The 24284-nt window shown below is 62.6% G+C and carries 20 protein-coding genes; 13 read left to right on the top strand and 7 right to left on the bottom strand.

The genetic code is table 11. The features are described from left to right. Positions 1-122 precede the first annotated feature (122 nt). Complete coding sequence (locus tag RTH74_RS13480) at positions 123-521, top strand: NINE protein (protein ID WP_125836367.1); 399 nt, start codon at positions 123-125, stop codon at positions 519-521. Positions 522-668: 147 nt separating this feature from the next. Here the strand turns inward: RTH74_RS13480 and ntrC are convergent, their stop codons facing one another. The 5 genes from ntrC to glnA all read right to left on the bottom strand — a co-directional run bounded on the left by ntrC (position 669) and on the right by glnA (position 6253). Further along, complete coding sequence (ntrC, locus tag RTH74_RS13475; RefSeq protein WP_316914988.1) at positions 669-2102, bottom strand: nitrogen regulation protein NR(I); 1434 nt, start codon at positions 2100-2102, stop codon at positions 669-671. Next, entirely contained in the window at positions 2099-3187 is a 1089-nt protein-coding gene (glnL, locus tag RTH74_RS13470) for a nitrogen regulation protein NR(II) (RefSeq protein ID WP_099525926.1), read from the bottom strand. The genes ntrC and glnL overlap by 4 nt, the downstream gene beginning before the upstream one ends. Before the next feature lie 190 nt (positions 3188-3377). Continuing rightward, complete coding sequence (locus RTH74_RS13465; protein WP_316914987.1) at positions 3378-3995, bottom strand: DUF4124 domain-containing protein; 618 nt, start codon at positions 3993-3995, stop codon at positions 3378-3380. A 5-nt stretch (positions 3996-4000) separates the two neighbouring features. After that, a complete protein-coding gene (locus tag RTH74_RS13460) occupies positions 4001-4576 on the bottom strand; it encodes a DUF4124 domain-containing protein (protein WP_316914986.1) in 576 nt (191 codons plus the stop codon). 270 nt (positions 4577-4846) lie between these two features. Next, on the bottom strand, positions 4847-6253 hold the full coding sequence (gene glnA, locus RTH74_RS13455) for a glutamate--ammonia ligase (protein WP_106733303.1): 1407 nt from the start codon (positions 6251-6253) through the stop codon (positions 4847-4849). Positions 6254-6581: 328 nt separating this feature from the next. Here glnA and thiI point away from each other — a divergent pair, with 328 nt between their 5' ends. Together thiI and typA are read left to right on the top strand one after the other, a co-directional pair. After that, positions 6582-8036, top strand: a complete 1455-nt coding sequence (gene thiI / locus RTH74_RS13450; protein WP_316914985.1) for a tRNA uracil 4-sulfurtransferase ThiI — start codon at positions 6582-6584, stop codon at positions 8034-8036. Between the two features lie 150 nt (positions 8037-8186). After that, positions 8187-10010, top strand: a complete 1824-nt coding sequence (gene typA, locus RTH74_RS13445; protein WP_092378185.1) for a translational GTPase TypA — start codon at positions 8187-8189, stop codon at positions 10008-10010. Positions 10011-10183: 173 nt separating this feature from the next. Here typA and gbcA read toward each other — a convergent pair whose 3' ends face one another. Continuing rightward, complete coding sequence (gene gbcA / locus RTH74_RS13440) at positions 10184-11476, bottom strand: glycine-betaine demethylase subunit GbcA (RefSeq protein WP_099525922.1); 1293 nt, start codon at positions 11474-11476, stop codon at positions 10184-10186. 313 nt (positions 11477-11789) lie between these two features. Between gbcA and gbcB the strand changes: the two genes are divergently transcribed. Continuing rightward, positions 11790-12893 (top strand): glycine-betaine demethylase subunit GbcB, encoded by a 1104-nt coding sequence (gene gbcB / locus RTH74_RS13435; protein ID WP_316914984.1) that lies wholly within the window; start codon positions 11790-11792, stop codon positions 12891-12893. A 120-nt stretch (positions 12894-13013) separates the two neighbouring features. Here gbcB and RTH74_RS13430 read toward each other — a convergent pair whose 3' ends face one another. After that, on the bottom strand, positions 13014-14054 hold the full coding sequence (locus RTH74_RS13430; protein WP_316914983.1) for a low specificity L-threonine aldolase: 1041 nt from the start codon (positions 14052-14054) through the stop codon (positions 13014-13016). Positions 14055-14293: 239 nt separating this feature from the next. Between RTH74_RS13430 and RTH74_RS13425 the strand changes: the two genes are divergently transcribed. From RTH74_RS13425 to fdhA, 9 genes are all read left to right on the top strand, one after another. Then, positions 14294-14593 carry a hypothetical protein gene (locus tag RTH74_RS13425; RefSeq protein ID WP_099525919.1) on the top strand — a complete coding sequence of 100 codons (300 nt, stop codon included), beginning with the start codon at positions 14294-14296 and terminating at the stop codon, positions 14591-14593. A gap of 429 nt (positions 14594-15022) precedes the next feature. Next, complete coding sequence (locus tag RTH74_RS13420) at positions 15023-15196, top strand: hypothetical protein (protein ID WP_316914982.1); 174 nt, start codon at positions 15023-15025, stop codon at positions 15194-15196. Between the two features lie 91 nt (positions 15197-15287). Further along, entirely contained in the window at positions 15288-16541 is a 1254-nt protein-coding gene (gene glyA / locus RTH74_RS13415) for a serine hydroxymethyltransferase (protein ID WP_017675820.1), read from the top strand. Between the two features lie 66 nt (positions 16542-16607). Further along, entirely contained in the window at positions 16608-17858 is a 1251-nt protein-coding gene (locus RTH74_RS13410) for a sarcosine oxidase subunit beta (protein ID WP_099525918.1), read from the top strand. An 11-nt stretch (positions 17859-17869) separates the two neighbouring features. Beyond that, positions 17870-18196: a sarcosine oxidase subunit delta gene (locus tag RTH74_RS13405; protein ID WP_099525917.1), complete on the top strand. Its 327-nt coding sequence runs from the start codon at positions 17870-17872 to the stop codon at positions 18194-18196. Beyond that, on the top strand, positions 18193-21216 hold the full coding sequence (locus RTH74_RS13400) for a sarcosine oxidase subunit alpha (protein ID WP_316914981.1): 3024 nt from the start codon (positions 18193-18195) through the stop codon (positions 21214-21216). The genes RTH74_RS13405 and RTH74_RS13400 overlap by 4 nt, the downstream gene beginning before the upstream one ends. Beyond that, positions 21209-21838, top strand: a complete 630-nt coding sequence (locus RTH74_RS13395) for a sarcosine oxidase subunit gamma family protein (RefSeq protein ID WP_316914980.1) — start codon at positions 21209-21211, stop codon at positions 21836-21838. The genes RTH74_RS13400 and RTH74_RS13395 overlap by 8 nt, the downstream gene beginning before the upstream one ends. A 122-nt stretch (positions 21839-21960) precedes the next feature. Next, positions 21961-22824, top strand: coding sequence for a formyltetrahydrofolate deformylase (gene purU, locus RTH74_RS13390; protein ID WP_106733296.1), 864 nt, complete (start codon positions 21961-21963; stop codon positions 22822-22824). A gap of 258 nt (positions 22825-23082) precedes the next feature. Beyond that, positions 23083-24282, top strand: a complete 1200-nt coding sequence (fdhA, locus tag RTH74_RS13385; RefSeq protein ID WP_316914979.1) for a formaldehyde dehydrogenase, glutathione-independent — start codon at positions 23083-23085, stop codon at positions 24280-24282. Positions 24283-24284 lie beyond the last annotated feature (2 nt).

The following is a 24284-nucleotide window of genomic DNA, read 5'->3' as shown; positions in this document are numbered from 1 at the left end:
TATACAGTATATGGGCGCCGTACAGCTATCAAGTCATTCGTTGTGTCGTGTCGTCTCTGAGCGCGTGAAACCTTATGTCTGCAGGCAGCGTCTGAAGCTATATGTCTATCAAGGAGTTCGCCATGCAACGACCCGATACGCACAGCAAGCTGATCGGCTACCTGTTGTGGATCTTCGGTTTCCTCGGTTCGCACCGTTTCTACTACGGCAAACCGGTCACCGGCACCATCTGGTTCTTCACCCTCGGTCTGCTGTTCATCGGCTGGATCATCGACCTGTTTCTGATCCCGGCGATGGATCGCGAGGCCGATCTGCGCTTTACCGCAGGTGAAACCGATTACAACGTGGCGTGGATTCTGTTGACCTTCCTCGGCGTGTTCGGCGTGCACCGCATGTATCAGGGCAAGTGGATCACCGGGATCATTTACCTGTTCACCGGCGGCCTGTTCCTGGTCGGCGTGCTCTACGACTTCTGGACGCTGAACACGCAGATATCGATCAAGAACGCGCAACGCGGTTGATCCTGTCTCAGTAGACGGGGCGCGCGGCGCACCCTACGGTCGTCGCGCTCTGGGTAGGGTGCGCTGTGCGCACCACCAATGGCCGGCCACTGACTGCAAATAAAAAGGGCATCCCGTGGGATGCCCTTTTTCGTAAGGCTGGCGGGATCAGTCGTCGCTGTCGTCGTCGTCACCGCCGTCGACCTTCATGCCCAGCTCCTTGATCTTGCGGGTCAGGGTGTTACGACCCCAGCCCAGCAGCAAGGCTGCGTCGCGGCGGCGGCCGGCGGTGTGCTTGAGTGCAGTCTCGATCATGATGCGCTCGAAAGCCGGTACGGCGCTGTCGAGCAGGTTGGACTGGCCGCGTGCCAGGGCCTGGTCGGCCCACAGGCGCAGCGCCTGTTCCCAGTTGGTCACTGGTGCGGCGTCCTGCGGCTGGGTCAGCAACTCTGGCGGCAGGTCATCGATATGCACTTCGCGACCCGAGGCCATGACGGTGATCCAGCGGCAGGTGTTCTCCAACTGGCGCACGTTGCCCGGCCAGGGAAGGTGCTTGAGGTAGTCCTCGGTTTCGCTTTTGAGCAGCTTCGGCTCGACCGACAGTTCCTGCGCGGCACGGGCGAGGAAGTGATGGGCCAGGGTCGGGATATCCTCGCGACGGTCGGCCAGGCGCGGAATATGGATACGAATGACGTTGAGGCGGTGGAAAAGGTCTTCGCGGAACTTGCCGGCCTGTACCAGGGTTTCCAGGTTCTGGTGGGTGGCGGCGATGATGCGCACGTCCACCTTCACCGGGGTGTGACCACCGACGCGGTAGAACTCGCCATCGGCCAATACGCGCAGCAGACGAGTCTGAGTGTCAGCTGGCATGTCGCCGATTTCGTCGAGGAACAGGGTGCCGCCATCGGCCTGTTCGAAACGACCGCGACGCTGGTTGGCCGCGCCAGTGAAGGCGCCTTTCTCGTGGCCGAACAGCTCGGACTCCATCAGGTCTTTGGGGATCGCTGCCATGTTCAGCGCGATGAAGGGCGCGGCAGCACGCGGGCTGTGGCGGTGCAGGGCGTGGGCCACCAGCTCCTTGCCGGTACCGGATTCGCCGTTGATCAGCACGGTGATATTGGAGTGGCTCAAGCGGCCAATAGCGCGGAACACCTCCTGCATCGCCGGTGCTTCACCGATGATTTCCGGGGTACGCGCCTGCGCAGCCGGGACGGCCAGGCTCTGTTGTTCCTGGGCGTGTTGGAAGGCGCGCTTGACCAGTGAAACGGCTTCGTCGACGTCGAACGGCTTGGGCAGGTACTCGAAGGCGCCGCCCTGGTAGCTGGCGACCGCGCTGTCCAGGTCCGAATGCGCGGTCATGATGATCACCGGCAGGCGCGGGTACAGCTCGCGGATGCGGGCCAGCAGGTCGAGGCCGCTGGCGCCGGGCATGCGGATGTCGGAGATGATCACGTCCGGCTGCTGGCGGGTCAGGCGGGCGAGTACACCGTCGGCACTGTCGAAACTCTGGGTGGTCATGCCTTCCTGTTGCAGGGCCTTTTCCAGTACCCAGCGGATGGAACGATCGTCGTCGACAATCCAGACGGTTTCACTGCGGCTCATGGCGTGGGCGCTCCTTGTTCCAGCGGTAGGAAGATCGAGAATACGGTGTGGCCGGGATAGCTCTCGCACTCGATCAGCCCCTGGTGCTGGCTGATGATGTTCTGGGTTATGGCCAGGCCCAGGCCGGTGCCGTCGGCACGACCGCTGACCATGGGATAGAAGATGGTTTCCTGCAGTTCCGGCGGAATGCCGGGACCGTTGTCGATGATCTCGACCTTGACCACCAGGCGGTGGCGCGTGTGGCCGATGGTGAACTGGCGCAGGGTACGGGTACGCAGGCTGATGCGCCCGAGGCCCATGTCATGCTTCTGCCCGGCGATGGCCTGCATGGCGTTGCGCACGATATTGAGCACGGCCTGGATCATCTGCTCACGGTCGATCAGCAGATCCGGAATGCTCGGGTCGTAGTCGCGCACCAAGGTGATGCTGCCTTGGCTTTCCGCTTCGATCAGGTTGGCGACGCGCTCCAGCACCTCGTGCACGTTGGTCATCGACAGCGACGGCAACTTGTTCGAGCCGAGCATGCGGTCGACCAGGTTACGCAAGCGGTCGGCTTCTTCGATGATGACGTTGGTGTAGTCCTTGAGCTCTTCATTGGGCAGTTCGCGCGACAGCAGTTGCGCCGCACCGCGAATGCCGCCGAGCGGATTCTTGATTTCGTGGGCCAGGCCGCGCACCAGCAGTTTGGTGGTTTCCTGCTTGGACAGCTGCGCCTCTTCCTTGGTGATGCGCAGCAGGCGGTCGCGCGGGTGCACCTCCAGCAGCAGCAGGGTCTCGCCCATGCTGAACAGCGGCGTTACCGCGTAGTCCACGGTCAGCGTCTGGCCGGTGACCGAGGTCAATACGGCTTCGCGCTTGTTGAATGGATGCGCCTGTTCCACCGCCTGGCGCAAGGATGACAGCGCCTCGGGCGATTCGGTGAACAGGTCGCTGATGAACTGACCGTGGCTGCGTTGGCCGCTGACGGCCAGGAGCATTTCCGCCGCCGGGTTCATGTACTCAAGGCACAGCTGGCTGTTGAGCAGCAGGGTGGCGGTGGTCAGGTTGTCGAGTAGCAGGCGGTGCAGCGCGTCGTTGATGGTCATAGGCAGTGCGTTCCGGCGATAGGCAGGAAAATGCAAGAAGCAAACCAAGGCCCCGAAAAGACGCATTATTTGTGCGGTCTGCCAGGTTTTGGTGGTGCTGCGGCGCGACTGGGCGAAGAAAAGCGACCCAAAACAGGGAGATCTTAGGAGGTGGTGCGTTAGATTGCACCATTAAGGTGCGATCTGGTTTTCAGAAGAAAGGAAGGATGCCGACCTCTTCCTTGGGCTTGTCTTTCAGTGGGCATTCGGGGCGCACGCCGTATTCATCTTTCTTGCAGGGATTGATCTTGCGCTTCTGCGCGAGGGTCATGCGGTGCATGTGGAAGGGTTGCGCGGGTGTGCGCTCGACGATCAGCCCGGCGGAGTCGATGATCTCTGCCACCAGTTGGTGCGTGCCGCGGTCGACGTGCTGCAGGGAGAAGACCGGGCTGCGGCTGATCTCGCCCTGGGGGGCGCCGTCGAGCAGCAGTCGGTAGCTGTGGCCAGGCAGCAGGCCCGGCTCGCTGTTGAGGGTGACGATCATGTCGCCGGAGCCGTTGTGGATCGAGGCGTCCGGCTCCGGCACAAGGATGCGCAGTACCTGATAGTGCACGGTCGGCTTGGTGACGGCAGGTGGCGGGGCCATGCGCACTGTGGATTGGGGCTGGTTCATTTGCGCGCTGTTGGACGGCGCGAGCATCACCCGTTCAGCATTGCTGCTGCGCGGTTTGTCAGTGAAAACGCGGTTACCTTCAGCATCGATGTAGGTATAGACCTGAGCCGAAGCTGCTTGGGTGATGAGCAGCAGGCAAAACAGTAGTGCACGCATCGGGATCAGTTCGTCGGTCTCGGGGTTGGGCGCGGAGTCGGTCGTGGTGGTGTGACCGGTGGGCGGGCAGGGCTGTTGACGCTGATGCGCTGCACGGTGAAGGTTTCGGTGGCGCTCTGCTGGATGATGCGTTCGCCCGCTACGACCGCCACAGCGAGGCTGTGCTCACCTCGGTCGACATTGGTCAGTTGCAGGCTCGGCACATTACTGGCCTGGCCGTAAGGGTTGCCATCGAGAATCAGCCGTAGCTGATGGCCGGGTTGCAGGCGCGGCTGGATGTTCACGCCGACGATGAAGGTACCGTTGTTGGCGCGCATCGCTTCGTCGTCAGGGATGCCGGTGAGGCTCAGCTCGGAGTAGGGCGCTTCGCTCTGCGCTGGCGTGTTGTCATCGCTCGCCGGCATGCTCGGCGTCTGCATCTCCACCGTGTTGGTCGGGGGCAGATTGACGCTTTCGGCGGCCGTGCCATCCGGTGGCTGATTGGTGAAGACCGTGTTGCCGTTGGCGTCGGTGTATTTGTAGATCTGCGCACTAGCCGGCAGGGCCAGGGCGAGCAGCAGGCAGGCGAGTAACGGGCGCATGGGCCGATCCTTCCGCAGGTGATGCGCTAAGCCTTGCACTGCTGGCGGTTCCTGGCAAGCGCAGGGCGCAATGGCTGTGATGTTTGGCTACAAAAAGTGGACTCGGATCTGCCGTAGGAGCGAGCTCTGCTCGCGAACCTGGCGACCTGAAGAGCTTCGCGAGCAGAGCTCGCTCCTACAGGTGTTGCTGCGTACCCATAAAAAAGCCCCGCCAGGCAGGGCCGGGCAGGGCTCTTGAAGCGCGCCGCACGAGGGCGGCGCGAGTCTGGCTTAGACGCTGTAGTACAGGTCGTATTCCAGTGGGTGTACGAAGGTACGTACCTTGATTTCTTCTTCGGACTTCAGCTCGATGTAGGCATCGATGAAGTCGTCGGAGAACACGCCGCCCTTGGTCAGGAACGCGCGGCCCTTGTCCAGCTCTTCCAGGGCTTCTTTCAGGCTGCCGCACACTTGCGGGATCAGCTTGCCTTCTTCTGGCGGCAGGTCGTACAGGTTCTTGTCGGCAGCATCGCCCGGGTGGATCTTGTTCTGGATGCCGTCGATACCGGCCATCAGCAGAGCTGCGAAGGCCAGGTAGGGGTTGGCAGCCGGGTCCGGGAAGCGTGCTTCGATACGGCGAGCTTTCGGGCTGGCAACGTACGGGATACGGATCGAAGCGGAGCGGTTGCGAGCCGAGTAGGCCAGCATGACCGGAGCTTCGAAGCCCGGAACCAGACGCTTGTAGGAGTTGGTCGACGGGTTGGTGAAGCCGTTCAGGGCCTTACCGTGCTTGATGATGCCGCCGATGAAGTACAGAGCGGTCTCGGACAGACCGGCATAGCCTTCGCCTGCGAAGGTGTTCTTGCCGTCTTTGGAGATCGACATGTGCACGTGCATGCCCGAACCGTTGTCGCCGTACAGCGGCTTCGGCATGAAGGTAGCGGTCTTGCCGTAGGCGTCAGCTACGTTGTGCACGCAGTACTTCAGGGTCTGAACTTCGTCAGCCTTGGCTACCAGGGTGTTGAACTTCACGCCGATTTCGTTCTGACCGGCAGTGGCCACTTCGTGGTGGTGTACTTCGACGACCAGGCCCATTTCTTCCATGGCGTTGCACATGGCAGTACGGATTTCGTGGTCGTGGTCGCACGGCGGAACCGGGAAGTAACCGCCTTTGACGGCCGGACGGTGGCCCTTGTTGCCGCCGTCGACGTCGCCGTCGGTCATCCAGGAGCCTTGCTCGGAGTAGATCTTGAACATCGAGCCGGAGATGTCGGACTTGAACTTCACTTCGTCGAAGATGAAGAACTCGGGCTCCGGGCCAACGAATACGGTGTCACCGATGCCGGTGCCTTTGAGGAACTCTTCAGCGCGCTTGGCGATGGAGCGCGGGTCGCGGTCGTAGCCTTGCATGGTGCTCGGCTCGATGATGTCGCAGACCAGGATCAGGGTCGGCTCTTCGGTGAACGGGTCCAGAACGGCGGTATCGTCTACCGGCATCAGGATCATGTCGGAGGCTTCGATGCCTTTCCAGCCATGGATGGACGAGCCGTCGAACATTTTGCCGTGCTCGAAGAAATCTTCGTCCAGGGCGTCACGGGCCGGCATGGTCACGTGGTGCTGCTTGCCCTTGGTGTCGGTGAAGCGCAGGTCTACCCACTTCACGTCGTGTTCTTTGATCAGTTGAACAGCCTTAGACATGTTGTCCTCCAGGTGGAAAAGGCTCTTATCGATAAGCCTTGAATATGCGGTGAAGCCCGGCGGGATAGTCCTCCAGGGCGACCTGCCTCACAAGGGAGCAAATTGCATGCCAGTGCCCTTTATTGGGCAGAGGCCGCGAAACTCAGGTGCTGCGCTGTCTGCACGGTAATTCGCTGGAAATATTTGCACCATTTAAGGGCCTTTAATTTCACAAAAGATCCATTTTGGTGCACCGTATGGGTGGTGCAGTATTTTTGGTCAAAGCTTGAACAATTTCCGCTATAATCCGCGCCCCTGTTTTTTCGTCCCCCAAGCGGGCGCTCTATTCATGAAGCTCATCGTCAAAGTTTTCCCTGAAATCACCATCAAGAGCCGCCCGGTGCGCAAGCAGTTCATCCGCCAGTTGGGGAAGAACATTCGCTCCGTGCTGCGCGATCTTGACCCCGCGCTGCGGGTGACCGGTGTCTGGGACAACCTCGAGGTCGAGACCGACCTGAACGATCCCAAGCTGCTTACCGAGATGACCGAACGCCTGCGCAACACGCCGGGCATCGGTCTGTTCCTCGAGGTCAATGAATACCCGCTGGGCGATCTGGACGACATCACCGAGCATTGCAAGCGCCACTACGCCGACCAGTTACCGGGCAAAATCTTCGCTGTGCGCTGCAAGCGCGGTGGCAAGCACGGGTTCTCCTCCATCGACGTCGAGCGTCACGTCGGTTCGCGCCTGCGCCTGGAGTGCGGTGCTGCCGGCATCGACCTGAAGAAGCCGGACGTCGAAGTGCGCATGGAGATTCGCGACCAGCGCCTGTTCGTGGTGCATAACCGCCACGAAGGCCTCGGCGGTTACCCGCTGGGCTCGCTGGAACAGACCCTGGTGCTGATGAGCGGCGGCTTCGACTCCACCGTCGCGGCCTATCAGATGATGCGCCGCGGCCTGGTCAGCCACTTCTGCTTCTTCAATCTCGGTGGCCGTGCCCATGAACTGGGCGTGATGGAAGTGGCGCACTATATATGGCAGAAGTTCGGCCGCTCGCAGCGTGTGCTATTCGTCAGCGTGCCGTTCGAGGAAGTGGTCGGCGAGATTCTCGGTAAGGTCGACAACAGCCAGATGGGTGTGATCCTCAAGCGTATGATGCTGCGCGCCGCCACCCGTGTTGCCGAAAAACTGCAGATCGAAGCGCTGGTCACCGGCGAGGCGATCAGCCAGGTGTCGAGTCAGACTCTGACCAATCTGGCGGTGATCGATTCGGCGACCGACATGCTGGTCATGCGCCCGCTGATTGCCAGCCACAAGCAGGACATCATCGACACCGCCACGCAGATAGGTACCGCCGAGTTCGCCAAGAACATGCCCGAGTACTGCGGCGTGATCTCGGTCAACCCGACCACCAAGGCCCGTGGCTATCGAGTGGAGAGGGAAGAGGCCCAGTTCGACATGGCCATCCTCGAGCGTGCTCTGGAGCGCGCCACCCAACTGCCCATCGACCGCGTGATCGACGAGTTGGGCAAGGACGTGCAGGTCGAGGAAGTAGGTGAAGCGCTGGCTGGCCAGATCGTCATCGACATCCGTCACCCTGACGCCGCCGAAGACGAGCCGCTGGACGTGCCGGGCATCGAGGTGCAGGCGCTGCCCTTCTATGCGTTGAACAACAAATTCAAGGAACTGGATGAGAACCGCCAGTACCTGCTGTATTGCGACAAGGGCGTCATGAGCCGCCTGCACGCCCACCATCTGCTGAGCGAGGGACATGCCAATGTGCGCGTTTATCGTCCGGCATAGAACGCCGGGGCTTAATGGTGGAAGTATCCGCCATCGCCCTCCCGACCGTTCGCTGACGGGGGCACCCCGTCCGGCCCGCTGAACTCAGTTTCTTCTTATTCGTCGTCCAGGCTGGGCGACACACCGAATCCTCTGATCGAGATACACACAGTGATCGAAAATCTACGCAACATCGCCATCATCGCCCACGTCGACCATGGCAAAACCACCCTCGTCGACGCCCTGCTGCGTCAGTCCGGCACCCTGGAGCGTAACGAGCTCAACGACGAGCGCGTGATGGACAGCAACGACCAGGAAAAAGAGCGCGGCATCACCATTCTGGCGAAGAACACCGCCATCAAGTGGAACGACTATCGCATCAACATCGTCGACACCCCCGGCCACGCCGACTTCGGTGGCGAAGTTGAGCGCGTAATGTCCATGGTCGACTCCGTACTGCTGGTGGTTGACGCCCAGGACGGCCCGATGCCGCAAACCCGCTTCGTGACCAAGAAGGCCTTCGAAGCCGGCCTCAAGCCGATCGTCGTGATCAACAAGATCGACCGTCCGGGCGCGCGTCCTGACTGGGTCATGGATCAGATCTTCGACCTGTTCGACAACCTCGGTGCCACCGACGAGCAACTGGACTTCCAAGTCGTCTACGCCAGCGCCCTGAACGGCATCGCCGGTCTCGACCATGAGAACATGGCCGAAGACCTGACCCCGCTGTACCAGGCCATCGTCGACCACGTACCGGCTCCGAACGTCGACCTCGACGGCCCGTTCCAGATGCAGATCTCCGCACTGGACTACAACAGCTTCCTTGGCATCATCGGCGTTGGCCGTATTGCCCGTGGCAAGGTCAAGCCGAACACCCCGGTCATTGCCATCGACGTCGACGGCAAGAAGCGTAACGGCCGCGTCCTCAAACTGATGGGCCACCACGGCCTGCACCGCGTGGACGTCGAAGAAGCCACCGCTGGTGACATCGTCTGCGTCAGCGGTATGGATCAGCTGTTCATCTCCGATACCCTGTGCGACATCAACCACGTCGAAGCGATGAAGCCGCTGACCGTTGACGAGCCGACCGTCTCGATGACCTTCCAGGTCAACGACTCCCCGTTCTGCGGTAAAGAAGGCAAGTTCGTCACCAGCCGTAACATCAAAGAGCGTCTGGACAAGGAGCTGCTGTACAACGTGGCCCTGCGCGTTGAAGAAGGCGACAGCGCCGACAAGTTCAAGGTCTCCGGCCGTGGTGAGCTGCACCTCTCGGTACTGATCGAAACCATGCGTCGCGAAGGATTCGAAATGGGCGTTGGCCGTCCGGAAGTGATCATCCGCGAAGTCAACGGCGTCAAGCAGGAGCCGTTCGAGAACGTCACCATCGACATCCCTGAAGAATCCCAGGGCAAGGTCATGGAAGAAATGGGCCTGCGTAAGGGCGACCTGACCAACATGTCGCCGGACGGCAAAGGTCGCGTGCGCCTGGAATACAACATCCCGGCTCGCGGTCTGATCGGTTTCCGTAACCAGTTCCTGACCCTGACCAACGGTGCCGGCATCCTGACCTCGATCTTCGACCGTTACGACACCGTCAAGCCGGGCAGCATGTCTGGCCGTCAGAACGGCGTACTGGTCTCGATCGATACCGGCAAGGCCCTGACCTACTCCCTGGAAACCCTGCAGGCGCGCGGCAAGCTGTTCGTCGAGCACGGCCAGGAAATCTACAACGGTCAGATCGTCGGCCTGAACAGCCGCGACAACGACCTGGGCGTGAACCCCACCAAAGGCAAGAAGCTCGACAACATGCGTGCTTCGGGCAAGGACGAAACCATCGCCCTGGTTCCGCCGGTTCGCTTCACCCTGGAGCAGGCTCTGGAATTCATCCAGGATGACGAGCTGTGCGAAGTGACGCCGAAGTCGATCCGTCTGCGTAAGAAGATCCTCGACGAAGGCGAGCGCACCCGCGCTGCCAAGAAAGCCAACAAGGCCTGACGCTTAGCGACTCGCCTCGGCTGTAAATGAAAAGCCCCGCCAGAGCGATCTGGCGGGGCTTTTTGTTGTGGATGCTGTTAGTGCTCGGTAGGGCCGGCTTCAGTCATGCCGCGGCCGGCAGGCCAGCAACCCATAAGCTGCCAGCCCGATCACGACCAACAGGCTGAGCGTCATCACTCGCCTGCCACCTGGCGCAGCGATTGCGCTGGGGTGTCGCCGAGGTTGTTGAGCAGGCGCTCGCTGTACCAGTCGAGGAAGTTGATCACGCCGAACTCGTAGGTCTTCGAGTAGGGGCCTGGCTGGTAGGCGGTGGAGTTGATGCCGCGCTGATTTTCCTCGGCCAGGCGGCGGTCCTGGTCGTTGGTGGCGTCCCATACCTGGCGCAGGCGGGCGACGTCGTAGTCGACGCCTTCGACGGCGTCCTTGTGGACCAGCCACTTGGTAGTGACCATGGTTTGCTGCGCGCTGATCGGCCACACGGTGAAGACGATCAGGTGGTCGCCCATGCAGTGGTTCCACGAGTGCGGCAGGTGCAGGATGCGCATGGAGCCCAGGTCCGGGTCGGTGATGCGGCCCATGAGTTTCTTGCAGCCCTGCTTGCCGTCCATGGTCATGGACACGGTGCCCTTGAGCAACGGCATGCGCACGATGCGGTTGCGCAGGCCGAAGCTGGCGTGAGCGTAAGGGATCTTGTCCTTGTCCCAGCGAGTGGTGCACTCGGCGACCTGATCTTTGAACGCCTGGCTGGCGCGCGGATCGGTGACGTCATCCCATTCCAGCAGGGTGTTGAGCAGTTCCGGGTGCGAACCGTTGCAGTGGTAGCACTCGCGGTTGTTCTCGATCACCAGCTTCCAGTTGGCCTTTTCCATCAGGGTGGTCTGCACGGCCACCTTGGTGTTCTCCATGTCGTATGGTTCCATGTAGTGCGCCAGGGTGGCGAGGAACTCGTCGATGGCCGGCGGGTTTTCCGCCAGGGAGATGAAGATGTAGCCGCCGGCGGTTTTGCACTGCACCGGTTTCAGGCTGTAGTCCTTGAGGTCGAAGTCGGCGCCCATTTCAGTGCCGGCGAACAGCAGGCGGCCGTCCAGTTCGTAGGTCCACTGGTGGTAGGGGCAGACCAGCTTGGCCACCTTGCCCTTGTCGCTCACGCACAGGCGCGAGCCGCGATGGCGGCAGACGTTATGGAAGGCGTGGATCTGGCCTTCAGCGCCGCGGATGACCAGGATCGGGTTGTCGCCGATCTGCAGGGTGAGGAAGTTGCCTTTGGCTGGAATCTCGCAGGTCATGCCGGCGATCAGCCATTCCTTGTGGAAGATCTCCTGCATGTCGACCTGAAACAGGCGTTCGTCGCTGTAGAACGGCTGCGGCAGGGAGAATGTGCGGTCGCGATCGTGCAGCATCTGCGCAGTAGCCTTGCGCGCGGGCTCCAGCGGGTCGCCCAGGCTCAGATTTTGGGTGCAGTCCATGGTGGCTCCTCATTGGCGGGCGGCTCGCGCCTGCCGGAAATAGTGGCTGATACGGTATATGCCGCAAGGTCTCGATCAATCGCTGCTGCCTGCAATGGGCGTGCATGCTTGGTGAACGGAGTGTGGAGCCGGCACAAGGTAAAACCTTATCCATGGGCGACATGGCCAGATTTGTTTCCGACGCGCCAGGCCCCGTGCTATCGGGCAGGTCGCGATAAGCATGCGGATGTCGCAGGTAGATAAATGACGGCCGGCGGCCTTTCGCACAATTCGCCGCATATGGGCCGATATCCGGCCGCGTGGAGAGCCGTTCATGACCGCCAACGCCTTCCTCAATCCGGTTACGACGCAAACCTGGACCAACGGCCGCCATCTGGTACGTTGCGTCAAGGTGATCCAGGAAACCTGGGATGTGCGCACCTTCTGCTTCATGGCCGATCAGCCGGTACTGTTCTTCTTCAAGCCGGGGCAGTTCGTCACCCTGGAGTTGGAGATCGACGGCCAGCCGATCATGCGTTCCTACACCATCTCCAGCTCGCCTTCGGTGCCTTACAGCTTCTCCATCACCATCAAGCGGGTGCCGGGCGGCAAGGTGTCGAACTGGCTGCACGACAACCTCAAGGAAGGTGACGAGGTGCCAGTGCATGGGCCGGTCGGGCTGTTCAACGCCATCGATTTCCCTTCCGAGAAAGTGCTGTATCTATCCGGTGGCGTCGGTATCACCCCGGTGATGTCGATGGCGCGCTGGTTCTACGACACCAACGCCAATGTCGACATGGTCTTCGTGCACAGCGCCCGCTCGCCGAAGGACATCATCTACCAGCGCGAGCTGGAGCACATGGCGGCGCGCATCAACAACTTCAGCCTGCACGTGATCTGCGAGAAGCACGGCCTGGGCGAGTCCTGGGCCGGTTATCGCGGCTACCTGAACAAGACGATGCTGGAGCTGATCGCCCCGGATTATCTCGAGCGCGAGATCTTCTGCTGTGGCCCGACGCCCTACATGAGTGCAGTCAAGCGCCTGCTCGAGGCGTCTGGCTACGAGATGAGTCGCTATCACGAAGAAGCCTTCGGCCCGACGCCGCCGGAGATTCGTGCCGAGGTCAAGGAGCTGGCTGCCGAAGCCGCAGATGCCCCGGAAGTTCCGGTTGCCGAACTCAATCAGGTGGAATTCACCAGCACCGGCAAGAGCATCCGTGTGGCGCCCGGCGAGACCGTGCACGCGGCCGCCGCCAAGCTTGGTCTGCATATCCCCAAGGCCTGCGGCATGGGTATCTGCGGTACCTGCAAGGTGATGAAAACCGCTGGCGAGGTGGAGATGGAGCACAACGGCGGCATCACCGACGAGGATGTAGCCGAGGGCTACATTCTGTCGTGTTGCAGCGTGCCGAAAGGGGATGTGGCGATCGACTATTGATCGCTACCTTGGTTCTGGGAGCACTGGTGCGCGCAGCGCACCCTACGGGTCCGGAGCCCGGATTGCATCCGGGCTCCGGTCGCGGCTAAAGCCCCTCTCACAGGTGCGTCATGGCGTCGTTCAGGCGCTCATTACTTCACGGATATCCGCAGCCAACTGACGCACACGGGCTTCGTCGGTATCCCAGCTGCACATGAAGCGCGCGCCACCAGCGCCGATGAAGGTGTAGAAACGCCAGTCGCGGGCGGTGAGGGCAGCGATGGCCGGCTCCGACAGTTGCAGGAACACGCCGTTGGCTTCCACCGGGAACATCAGGCTGACGCCGGGTACATCCTCGACCAGGGTGGCCAGCAGCTGCGCGCAGCGGTTGGCGTGGTTGGCGTACTTCAGCCAGGCATCGTCCTGCAGGATGCCGACCCAGGGGGCGGACAGGTAGCGCATCTTCGAGGCCAGCTGGCCGGCCTGCTTGCAGCGGTAGTCGAAGTCTTCGGCCAGCGCCTTGTTGAAGAAGATGATGGCCTCGCCGACGGCCATGCCGTTCTTGGTGCCACCGAAGCACAGCACATCGACGCCGGCCTTCCAGGTCAGCTCGGCCGGGCTGCAGCCTAGGAAGGCGCAGGCGTTGGAGAAGCGCGCGCCGTCCATGTGCAGGTGCAGGCCCAGTTCTTCGCAAACCTGGCTGATGGCGCGGACTTCTTCCGGGCTGTACACGGTGCCGACTTCGGTGGCCTGGGTGAGGGTGACCACGCGGGGTTTCGGGTAGTGAATATCCTGACGCTTGAGGGCGATCTCGCGGATCGCCTGCGGCGTCAGCTTGCCGTTATCGGTCTTGGCCAGCAGCAGCTTGGAGCCATTGGAGAAGAACTCCGGCGCGCCGCATTCGTCGGTCTCGACGTGGGCGGTCTCCGAGCAGATCACGCTGTGGTAACTCTGGCACAGCGAGGCCAGGGCCAGGGAGTTGGCGGCGGTGCCGTTGAAGGCGAAGAACACCTCGCAGTCGGTCTCGAACAGGCGGCGGAAGTGATCGGCAGCACGCGCGGTCCATTCGTCATCGCCGTAGGCGCGCTGGTGGCCCTGGTTGGCCTCGGCCATGGCGGCCCAGGCTTCGGGACAGATGCCGGAGTAGTTGTCGCTGGCGAATTGCTGGGCATTGTCGGGCATTGGCGCGTTCCTTCTGAAAAACCTGCCGGCGGGTCTGCCGGGAAAGCCCGTACTTTAACCCTGCGGCTATCTTTCAGGCGTCCGTCGCGGCGACGAGTTGTTGCGCTGATGCGTACTGTCGGGTCGGTTCGTGGCCAACCGTTCGGCTCGCAGATGGAACTTGGGGCTTGCTGCGGGGCTCACACTTAACAGAGGGCGGCAGTCGATCCGCTCTCCGCAATCAAGAGAAGGAGTTTCCCATGACTTATCGTCACCTGCTCGCCCTTGCCCTGCCGCTGGCCGTGGCGCTGCCCGTTTCCGCCGCCGAGTGGTCGGATAATGCCAAGACCGAGTTCGTTCAGCAGTGCATCGCTGGCGCACCGGCAGGCTACGAGGAGCCACAATTGCGTGCTTATTGCGACTGTGCTGCGACCAACGTCAGCAAGGAATTCAGCGAAGCCGAGTTGCAGGAAATCAGCCGCCAATCCCCGCCTGACCCTGCCATGCAGCAGCGTCTGGTAAATGCTTCCAGCAGCTGTGCTGGCAAGCTCAAGCCTTAAGGCGTCGTTGAGCAAATAGCAGGCGCTGGCGTCGGAGCCCCATGGGCTCTGGCCCGGCGCCATGTTTCCACAGGCCATGCACAGCGCCGCCCACAGTATTTGTGCACAAGCCTGCTCTATCTCCTTGATCCTGTTCGATTTTTAGCCGTCTCTCGGCAAGCCCCGGCTGCTCTGGCTTCGCGCCTGCGTCGAACAGCCTATGCACAGTTTCATCCACATCTTCTGTGCATATCCCCAATCGATCCTCGCCTCTCGCCCATGTCGCTGGTGGATAAGCCAGGGGGTCGGCGTGGCTGTATGGATATCGAACACGACCCTCAGCGGCAGCGCTGGCAGGGGCGGTAGCCATCTGCTGACAGCTTTTCCACAGGCTGGTCCACCGCTTCTGTGCATGGTCTGCATTGTTAACTGCTTGATATCGATCAGGAAATGACCGCAGCCCTGCAACCCCTGCAGATGCTGGGGCGGCGCGCGGTATGCACGGTTTATCCACAGCTTGATCCCCGTTATTTGTGCGCAAAACCGCGAACTGATCTCGACGCGCCTGATTGCGACAAGACCATGTCGCAAACGAATGCTCTCACGGCGTTGGCAGGCATTTGAGCGGGCAGGGGCGGCCCTACCATCGCTGCACAGGGCCTTGCCGGCCCGCCCGTCCAAGACCGCCGCCCACAGGCGCTGCAGGAGAGTCGAGATGTTCAGCAAGCAGGATCAGATTCAGGGTTACGACGACGAGTTGCTCGCGGCGATCGATCAGGAAGAACGCCGTCAGGAAGAGCACATCGAGCTGATCGCTTCGGAGAACTACTGCAGCCAGCGGGTGATGGAGGCGCAGGGCAGCGGCCTGACCAACAAGTACGCCGAAGGTTATCCGGGCAAGCGTTATTACGGTGGCTGCGAGTACGTCGACAAGGTCGAGCAACTGGCCATCGACCGCGCCAAGGCTCTGTTCGGCGCCGATTACGCCAACGTTCAGCCGCACTCCGGCTCGTCGGCCAACAGCGCTGTCTATCTGGCGTTGCTCAATGCGGGTGACACCATTCTCGGCATGAGCCTGGCGCATGGTGGCCACCTGACCCACGGCGCTAAGGTGTCGTCCTCGGGCAAACTCTACAACGCCGTGCAGTACGGCCTGGACACCGCTACCGGGCTGATCGACTACGACGAGGTCGAGCGCCTGGCCGTCGAGCACAAGCCGAAGATCATCGTCGCCGGTTTCTCTGCCTACTCCAAGACCCTCGACTTCCCGCGCTTTCGCGCCATTGCCGACAAGGTCGGTGCGCTGCTGTTCGTCGACATGGCCCACGTCGCTGGCCTGGTCGCCGCCGGTCTGTACCCGAACCCGATTCCCTTCGCCGATGTGGTCACCACCACCACGCACAAGACTCTGCGTGGCCCGCGTGGCGGCCTGATCCTGGCCAAGGCCAACGAAGAGATCGAGAAGAAGCTCAATTCCGCCGTATTCCCCGGTGCCCAGGGCGGCCCGCTGATGCACGTCATCGCCGCCAAGGCGGTGTGCTTCAAGGAGGCCATGGAGCCGGAGTTCAAGGCCTACCAGCAGCAGGTGATCGACAACGCCCAGGCCATGGCCAAGGTCTTTATCGAGCGCGGCTACGAGGTGGTCTCCGGTGGCACCGACAACCATCTGTTCCTGCTCAGCCTGATCAAGCAGGGGCTGACCGGTAAGGAGGCTGACGCCGCCCTCGGTCGCGCTGGCATCACCGTGAACAAGAACGCCGTACCCAACGACCCGCAGTCACCGTTCGTCACTTCGGGCATCCGCATCGGCACGCCGGCCGTCACCACCCGTGGTTTCAAGGTCGCCCAGTGCCAGGCGCTGGCCGGCTGGATCTGCGACATCCTCGATCACCTCGGCGATGCCGATGTCGAGGCGCAGGTGGCCAAGCTGGTCGCCGGGCTGTGCGCGGACTACCCGGTGTATCGCTAAGCCAACCCTTTCTCTCGGCCCCTCTCGCGTAACGCTGAGAGGGGAGTAGAACCCTGGAGCATGCCCATGCAACGTTATTCCGGCTTCGGCCTGTTCAAGCACTCGTTCAGCCACCATGAGAACTGGCAGCGCATGTGGCGTAACCCGACGCCCAAGCCGGTGTACGACGTGATCATCGTCGGTGGTGGCGGCCACGGCCTGGCCACAGCCTATTACCTGGCCAAGGAGTTCGGTGTGAAGAACGTCGCCGTGGTGGAGAAGGGCTGGCTCGGCGGCGGCAACACCGCGCGCAACACCACTATCGTGCGTTCCAACTACCTGTGGGACGAGTCCGCGCAGCTCTACGAACACGCGATGAAGTTGTGGGAAGGGCTGTCGCAGGACATCAACTACAACGTCATGTTCTCCCAGCGTGGCGTCTACAACCTCTGCCACACCCTGCAGGACATGCGTGACGCCGAGCGTCGCGTCAGCGCCAACCGCCTCAACGGCGTGGACGGCGAACTGCTGGATGCCAAGCAGGTCGAGGCGGAGATTCCCTACCTCGATTGCAGCAAGAACACCCGTTACCCGGTGATGGGTTCCACCGTACAGCGTCGCGGTGGCGTTGCCCGTCACGACGCCGTGGCCTGGGGCTACGCACGTGCCGCCGATGCCCTGGGCGTCGATCTGATCCAGAACACCGAGGTGATCGGTTTCCGCAAGCAGAACGGTGCGGTGATCGGCGTGGAGACCAACAAGGGTTTCATCGGCGCCAAGCGCGTCGGCGTGGTCACTGCCGGTAACTCCGGGCACATGGCGGGGCTCGCCGGCTTCCGCCTGCCACTGGAATCGCACCCGCTGCAGGCGCTGGTGTCCGAGCCGATCAAACCGATCATCGACAGCGTGATCATGTCCAACGCCGTGCATGGCTACATCAGCCAGTCGGACAAGGGCGACCTGGTCATCGGTGCCGGCATCGACGGCTACAACGGCTACGGCCAGCGCGGCTCCTACGGCACCATCGAGCACACCCTGCAGGCCATCGTCGAGATGTTCCCGGTGCTCTCGCGGGTGCGCATGAACCGCCAGTGGGGCGGCATCGTCGATACCAGCCCGGACGCCTGCCCGATCATCTCCAAGACTCCGGTGGACAACCTGTTCTTCAACTGCGGTTGGGGCACTGGTGGCTTCAAGGCCACGCCGGGTTCGGGCCACGTCTTCGCGGCCAGCCTGGCCAAGGGTGAGATGCACCCGCTGGCCAAGCCGTTCTCCATTGACCGTTTCCACACCGGCGCACTGATCGACGAGCACGGCGCCGCTGCCGTGGCTCACTAAGGAGACCCGCCATGCTGCACATCTTCTGCCCCTACTGTGGCGAACTGCGCTCCGAAGAGGAATTCCACGCCAAGGGCCAGGCGCACATCGCGCGCCCGCTCGATCCCGATGCCTGCAGTGATGCGGAGTGGGGCGAGTACATGTTCTTCCGCGACAACCCGCGCGGCATTCACCATGAGCTGTGGGTGCACGCGGCCGGTTGCCGCAAGTATTTCAACGTCACCCGCCACACCGTGACCTACGAGATCCTCGAGACCTACAAGGTCGGTGAGAAGCCTTCGGTCACCGCGGCCGCGGCCACCGACAAGCAAGCCGTGGCAGAAGGAGTAACGGCATGAGCCAGGTCAATCGTCTTGCCAAGGGTGGTCGTATCGACCGCAGCCAGGCGCTGAGCTTCACCTTCAATGGCCAAACCTATCAGGGCTACGCCGGCGATAGCCTGGCCGCCGCGCTGCTGGCCAACGGTGTCGACATCGTCGGCCGCAGCTTCAAGTATTCGCGTCCACGCGGCATCGTCGCTGCTGGCGCGGAAGAGCCCAACGCCGTGCTGCAGATCGGCTCCACCGAGGCGGCGCAGGTTCCCAACGTGCGCGCCACCCAGCAGGCGCTGTACAGCGGCCTGGTGGCCAGCAGCACCAACGGCTGGCCGAGCGTCAATACCGACCTGATGGGCATCCTCGGCAAGGTCGGCGGCGGCATGATGCCGCCCGGTTTCTACTACAAGACCTTCATGTATCCGCAGAACCTGTGGATGACCTACGAGAAGTACATCCGTAAGGCCGCCGGCCTGGGCCGTTCGCCCACCGAGGTCGATCCGGATATCTATGACCAGATGAACCAGCACTGCGACGTGCTGATCGTCGGCGCCGGCCCTGCCGGTCTCGCCGCCGCGCTGGCTGCCGGCCGTAGCGGTGCGCGGGTAATCCTCGCCGATGAACAGGAAGAGTTCGGTGGCAGCCTGCTCGACACTCGCGAAACCCTGGATGGCAAGCCTGCCGCCGACTGGGTGGCGCAGGCCATCGCCGAGTTGAAGACGCTGCCGGAAGTGACCCTGCTGTCACGCGCCACGGTCAACGGTTACCACGACCACAACTTCCTCACCATCCATCAGCGTCTGACCGATCACCTCGGTGAAGTCGCTCCGATGGGCCAGGCTCGCCAGCGCATGCACCGCGTCCGCGCCAAGCGCGTGGTATTGGCCAGCGGTGCTCATGAGCGGCCGCTGGTGTACGCCAACAACGATGTGCCCGGCAACATGCTGGCTGGCGCCGTGTCGACCTACGTCCGCCGTTATGGCGTGGCACCGGGGCAGGAACTGGTGCTGTCGACCAACAACGATTATGCCTACCGCGTGGTGCTCGACTGGCTCGATGCCGGTCGCAAGGTGGTGGCTGTCGCCGATGCACGCAGCAACCCGCGTGGCGCCTGGGTCGAGGAAGCACGTGCCCGTGGCGTGCGCATCCTCACCGGTAGCGCGGTGGTCGAGGCGCGCGGTAGTAAGCGCGTCACCGGCGCGCGTATCTGCGCCATCGACACCAAGGCACACAAGGTCACCAGCCCCGGCGAAGTGCTGGACTGCGACCTGATCGTCAGCTCCGGCGGTTACAGCCCGGTGGTGCACCTGGCTTCGCACCTGGGCGGTCGCCCGGAGTGGCGTGAAGACATCCTCGGTTTCGTGCCGGGGCCGGGTAACGGTATCCAGCAGCGCATCGACGCCGGTGCGGTGAATGGCGTGTTCGCCCTCGGTGACGTGCTCGCCAATGGTTTCGAGGCCGGCGCCAAGGCGGCTGCCGAGGCCGGTTACAAGGCCGTCAGCGGCAGCCTGCCGCAGGCCGAGGCGCGCCAGGAAGAACCGATGCTGGCACTGTTCCAGGTGCCGCACGACAAGTCCACGGCGCGCGCGCCCAAGCAATTCGTCGACCTGCAGAACGACGTCACCGCTGCCGGTATCGAGCTGGCGACGCGTGAAGGCTTCGAGTCGGTCGAGCACGTCAAACGCTACACCGCGCTGGGCTTCGGCACTGACCAGGGCAAGCTGGGCAACATCAACGGCCTGGCCATCGCAGCGCGTTCGATGGGTATCAGCATCGTGCAGATGGGCACCACCATGTTCCGTCCGAACTACACGCCGGTGACTTTCGGCGCTGTGGCTGGCCGGCACTGTGGCGCATTGTTCGATGCCAAGCGCTACACCGCGATGCAGGCCTGGCACGTGAAGAACGGTGCCGAGTTCGAGGACGTCGGCCAGTGGAAGCGCCCCTGGTACTTCCCGAAAAATGGCGAGGACCTGCATGCTGCCGTGGCCCGCGAATGTCTGGCCGTGCGCAACAGCGTGGGCATTCTCGATGCCTCGACCCTGGGCAAGATCGATATTCAAGGGCCGGATGCGCGCGAGTTCCTCAACCGCGTCTACACCAACGCCTGGACCAAGTTGGACGTGGGCAAGGCGCGCTACGGCCTGATGTGCAAGGAAGACGGCATGGTCTTCGACGACGGCGTCACCGCCTGTCTGGCCGACAACCATTTCGTCATGACCACCACCACCGGCGGCGCTGCCCGCGTGATGGAGTGGCTGGAGATCTACCACCAGACCGAATGGCCGGAGCTGAAGGTGTACTTCACCTCGGTCACCGACCACTGGGCGACCATGACCCTGTCCGGCCCCAACAGCCGCAAGCTGCTGGCCAAGGTCACCGACATCGACCTGGACAAGGACGCCTTCCCCTTCATGAGCTGGAAGGAAGGCCTGGTCGGCGGTGTGCCGGCGCGGGTGTTCCGCATCTCCTTCACCGGTGAGCTGAGCTACGAAGTCAACGTGCAGGCCGACTACGCCATGGGCGTGTGGGAACAGATCATCGAAGCCGGCAAGGAGTTCGACCTGACCCCTTACGGCACCGAGACCATGCACGTGCTGCGGGCCGAGAAGGGCTTCATCATCGTCGGTCAGGATACCGACGCCTCGGTGACCCCGGACGACCTCAACATGGGCTGGTGCGTTGGGCGCACCAAGCCGTTCTCCTGGATCGGCAAGCGCGGTATGAACCGCGATGACTGCCTGCGCGAAGACCGCAAGCAGCTTGTGGGGCTGAAACCGGTCAACCCGAACCAGGTGCTGCCGGAAGGCGCGCAGTTGGTGTTCGACCCGAAACAGTCCATCCCGATGCAGATGGTCGGCCACGTCACCTCCAGCTACATGAGCGCGGCCATGGGTTACAGCTTCGCCATGGCGGTGGTCAAGGGCGGTCTCAAGCGCATGGGCGAGCGCGTGTTCGCGCCGCTGGCCGATGGCAGCCTGATCGAAGCCGAAATCTGCAGCTCCGTGTTCTATGACCCGAAAGGGGATCGCCAGAATGTCTAACGTCAACGTCTACCAACAACGTCCCGCCGACATCGCCGGGCAATCGCCACTGCACCACGCCGGCCTGCATGAGCTGGTCGGCAAGGGCCGCAAGAACGCCGGCGTCACCCTGCGCGAGAAAAAACTGCGCGGGCATCTGGTCATTCGCGGGGATGCCAAGGACGCCGGTTTCTCCGGCGGTGTGCACAAGGCCCTGGGCCTGGAGCTGCCGGTGGCGCTGACCCTGGTAGCCGATGGCGACACCTCGTTGCAGTGGCTGGGCCCGGACGAGTGGCTGCTGATCGTGCCTGGCGGCAGCGAGCTCGAGGTCGAGCGCAAGCTGCGTACAGCGCTGGACGGTCAGCATTTCTCGGTGGTCAACGTCAGCGGCGGGCAAACCCTGCTGGAGCTGTCCGGGCCGAAGGTGCGCGAGCTACTGATGAAGTCCAGCAGCTACGACGTGCACCCGAGCAACTTCCCGGTCGGCAAGGCGGTAGGCACCGTGTTCGCCAAGTCGCAGCTGGTGATTCGCCACACCGGCGAAGAGACCTGGGAGCTGGTGATTCGCCGCAGCTTCTCCGACTACTTCTGGCTGTGGTTGCAGGATGCCAGTGTCGAGTACGGGTTGGCGGTCGAGGCCTGATATCGAACGGCTCCCTCTACCCTCTAGGGAGAGGGGAAGGGCGGATAGCGTGGTACCGGCGGCCCTCTCCCCCGGCCCCTCTCCCGCAAGCGGGAGAGGGGTGAAAATCATCGGAGTTTGTTATGAGCCGCACCCCCGACACCTGGATTCTCACCGCCCATTGTCCGAGCGTGCTCGGCACCGTGGACGCGGTCACGCGCTTTCTCTTCGAGCAGCGCTGCTACGTCACCGAGCATCACAGCTTCGATGATCGGTTGTCCTCGCGCTTTTTCATCCGCGTCGAGTTCCGCCAACCGCAGGACTTCGACGAGGCCGCCTTCCGCGCCGGTGTGGCCGAGCGTCTGGCACCTTTCGACATGCAGGTCGAGCTGACCCCGCCGGGCTACCGCGCCAAGGTTGTGCTGATGGTGTCCAAGGCTGACCATTGTCTGAACGATCTGCTGTATCGCCAGCGTATCGGCCAACTGGCCATGGACGTGGTGGCGGTGGTGTCCAACCATCCCGACCTCGAGCCGCTGGCGCGCTGGCACGGCATTCCCTACCACCATTTTCCGCTCGACCCGGCCGACAAACCGGCGCAAGAGCGCAAGGTGCTACAGGTGATCGAGGATACCGGCGCGGAGCTGGTGGTACTCGCCCGCTACATGCAGGTGCTGTCGCCGGAGCTGTGCCGCAAGCTGGACGGCTGGGCGATCAATATTCACCACTCGCTGCTGCCCGGCTTCAAGGGCGCCAAGCCCTATCACCAGGCCTACCAGAAGGGCGTCAAGCTGGTTGGCGCCACGGCGCACTACATCAACAACGACCTCGACGAGGGGCCGATCATCGCCCAGGGCGTGGAGGCGGTGGATCACGCCCACTACCCCGAAGACCTGATCGCCAAGGGCCGCGACATCGAATGCCTGACCCTGGCCCGCGCGGTCGGTTATCACATCGAGCGCCGCGTGTTCCTCAATGCCAACCGTACGGTGGTGCTCAACGCCTGAGGGCAATCGCAAACCCGAATATTGGTGGGCTAAAGCCCACCCTACGGTAACGATGCCATTTGTAGGGTGGGCTTTAGCCCACCAGTCACAACGAAGAACTTGGTGGGCCAAAGCGGATCGCCGCTCGGCCCACCCTACGGAAATCGCCCTGCCAGGTTTCACCGGCGGTTTCCGGCAACAGACGCAACAAGCTCCAGTGCAAGGCCGCGCGGCCAGTCGGTCGCGTCTTGTGTCCACAACAAGAAAGGAGAGTTACGCATGTCTGGTAATCGTGGTGTGGTTTATCTCGGTACGGGCAAGGTCGAAGTACAGAAGATCGACTACCCGAAAATGCAGGACCCGCGCGGCAAGAAAATCGAGCACGGGGTCATCCTGAAAGTCGTTTCCACCAATATCTGCGGCTCCGACCAGCACATGGTGCGCGGCCGTACTACCGCGCAGGTCGGTCTGGTGCTGGGCCACGAGATCACCGGTGAGGTGATCGAGAAGGGCCGCGATGTCGAGCGCCTGCAGATCGGTGATCTGGTTTCCGTCCCCTTCAACGTCGCCTGCGGCCGCTGCCGTAGCTGCAAGGAACAGCACACCGGCGTGTGCCTGACGGTCAACCCGGCGCGTGCCGGCGGTGCCTACGGCTACGTCGACATGGGCGACTGGACCGGCGGCCAGGCCGAGTACGTGCTGGTGCCTTACGCTGACTTCAACCTGCTCAAGCTGCCGGATCGCGACAAGGCCATGGAGAAAATCCGCGACCTGACCTGCCTGTCCGACATCCTGCCCACAGGCTACCACGGCGCGGTCACCGCAGGCGTTGGCCCTGGCAGTACGGTGTATATCGCTGGCGCGGGTCCAGTCGGTCTGGCCGCTGCCGCCTCGGCGCGCCTGCTCGGTGCCGCGGTGGTGATCGTCGGTGACGTCAACCCAACGCGCCTGGCTCATGCCAAGGCCCAAGGGTTCGAAATCGCCGACCTGTCCAAGGACACCCCATTGCACGAGCAGATCGCTGATCTGCTGGGTGAGCCGGAAGTGGATTGCGCGGTTGACGCCGTGGGCTTCGAAGCCCGTGGTCACGGCCATGCCGGTGCCCAGCAGGAGGCGCCGGCCACGGTGCTCAACTCGCTGATGGGTGTCGTGCGCGTAGCCGGCAGAATCGGTATTCCTGGCCTCTACGTGACCGAAGATCCGGGTGCGGTGGATGCCGCGGCGAAGATTGGCTCCTTAAGTATTCGCTTCGGTCTCGGCTGGGCCAAGTCGCACAGCTTCCACACCGGTCAGACGCCGGTGATGAAATACAACCGCGCGCTGATGCAGGCGATCATGTGGGACCGTATCAACATCGCCGAGGTGGTCGGTGTGCAGGTGATCAGCCTGGATGATGCGCCGCGTGGCTACGGCGAATTCGATGCCGGCGTGCCGAAGAAATTCGTCATCGACCCGCACAAGACCTTCAGTGCAGCGTGACG

This window comes from Pseudomonas sp. zfem001 (assembly GCF_032621725.1).
In the GTDB taxonomy this organism is placed as follows: domain Bacteria; phylum Pseudomonadota; class Gammaproteobacteria; order Pseudomonadales; family Pseudomonadaceae; genus Aquipseudomonas; species Aquipseudomonas sediminis.
Note: the sequence above shows the minus strand (reverse complement) of the source record. Positions and strands in the feature narration are given on the sequence as shown.

Coding starts and splice junctions, on each gene's coding strand:
- RTH74_RS13480 (WP_125836367.1), top strand. CDS start 123: ATGCAACGACCCGATACGCACAGCAAGCTGATCGGCTACCTGTTGTGG.
- ntrC (WP_316914988.1), bottom strand. CDS start 2,102: ATGAGCCGCAGTGAAACCGTCTGGATTGTCGACGACGATCGTTCCATC.
- glnL (WP_099525926.1), bottom strand. CDS start 3,187: ATGACCATCAACGACGCGCTGCACCGCCTGCTACTCGACAACCTGACC.
- RTH74_RS13465 (WP_316914987.1), bottom strand. CDS start 3,995: ATGCGTGCACTACTGTTTTGCCTGCTGCTCATCACCCAAGCAGCTTCG.
- RTH74_RS13460 (WP_316914986.1), bottom strand. CDS start 4,576: ATGCGCCCGTTACTCGCCTGCCTGCTGCTCGCCCTGGCCCTGCCGGCT.
- glnA (WP_106733303.1), bottom strand. CDS start 6,253: ATGTCTAAGGCTGTTCAACTGATCAAAGAACACGACGTGAAGTGGGTA.
- thiI (WP_316914985.1), top strand. CDS start 6,582: ATGAAGCTCATCGTCAAAGTTTTCCCTGAAATCACCATCAAGAGCCGC.
- gbcA (WP_099525922.1), bottom strand. CDS start 11,476: ATGGACTGCACCCAAAATCTGAGCCTGGGCGACCCGCTGGAGCCCGCG.
- gbcB (WP_316914984.1), top strand. CDS start 11,790: ATGACCGCCAACGCCTTCCTCAATCCGGTTACGACGCAAACCTGGACC.
- RTH74_RS13430 (WP_316914983.1), bottom strand. CDS start 14,054: ATGCCCGACAATGCCCAGCAATTCGCCAGCGACAACTACTCCGGCATC.
- RTH74_RS13425 (WP_099525919.1), top strand. CDS start 14,294: ATGACTTATCGTCACCTGCTCGCCCTTGCCCTGCCGCTGGCCGTGGCG.
- RTH74_RS13420 (WP_316914982.1), top strand. CDS start 15,023: ATGACCGCAGCCCTGCAACCCCTGCAGATGCTGGGGCGGCGCGCGGTA.
- glyA (WP_017675820.1), top strand. CDS start 15,288: ATGTTCAGCAAGCAGGATCAGATTCAGGGTTACGACGACGAGTTGCTC.
- RTH74_RS13410 (WP_099525918.1), top strand. CDS start 16,608: ATGCAACGTTATTCCGGCTTCGGCCTGTTCAAGCACTCGTTCAGCCAC.
- RTH74_RS13405 (WP_099525917.1), top strand. CDS start 17,870: ATGCTGCACATCTTCTGCCCCTACTGTGGCGAACTGCGCTCCGAAGAG.
- RTH74_RS13400 (WP_316914981.1), top strand. CDS start 18,193: ATGAGCCAGGTCAATCGTCTTGCCAAGGGTGGTCGTATCGACCGCAGC.
- RTH74_RS13395 (WP_316914980.1), top strand. CDS start 21,209: ATGTCTAACGTCAACGTCTACCAACAACGTCCCGCCGACATCGCCGGG.
- purU (WP_106733296.1), top strand. CDS start 21,961: ATGAGCCGCACCCCCGACACCTGGATTCTCACCGCCCATTGTCCGAGC.
- fdhA (WP_316914979.1), top strand. CDS start 23,083: ATGTCTGGTAATCGTGGTGTGGTTTATCTCGGTACGGGCAAGGTCGAA.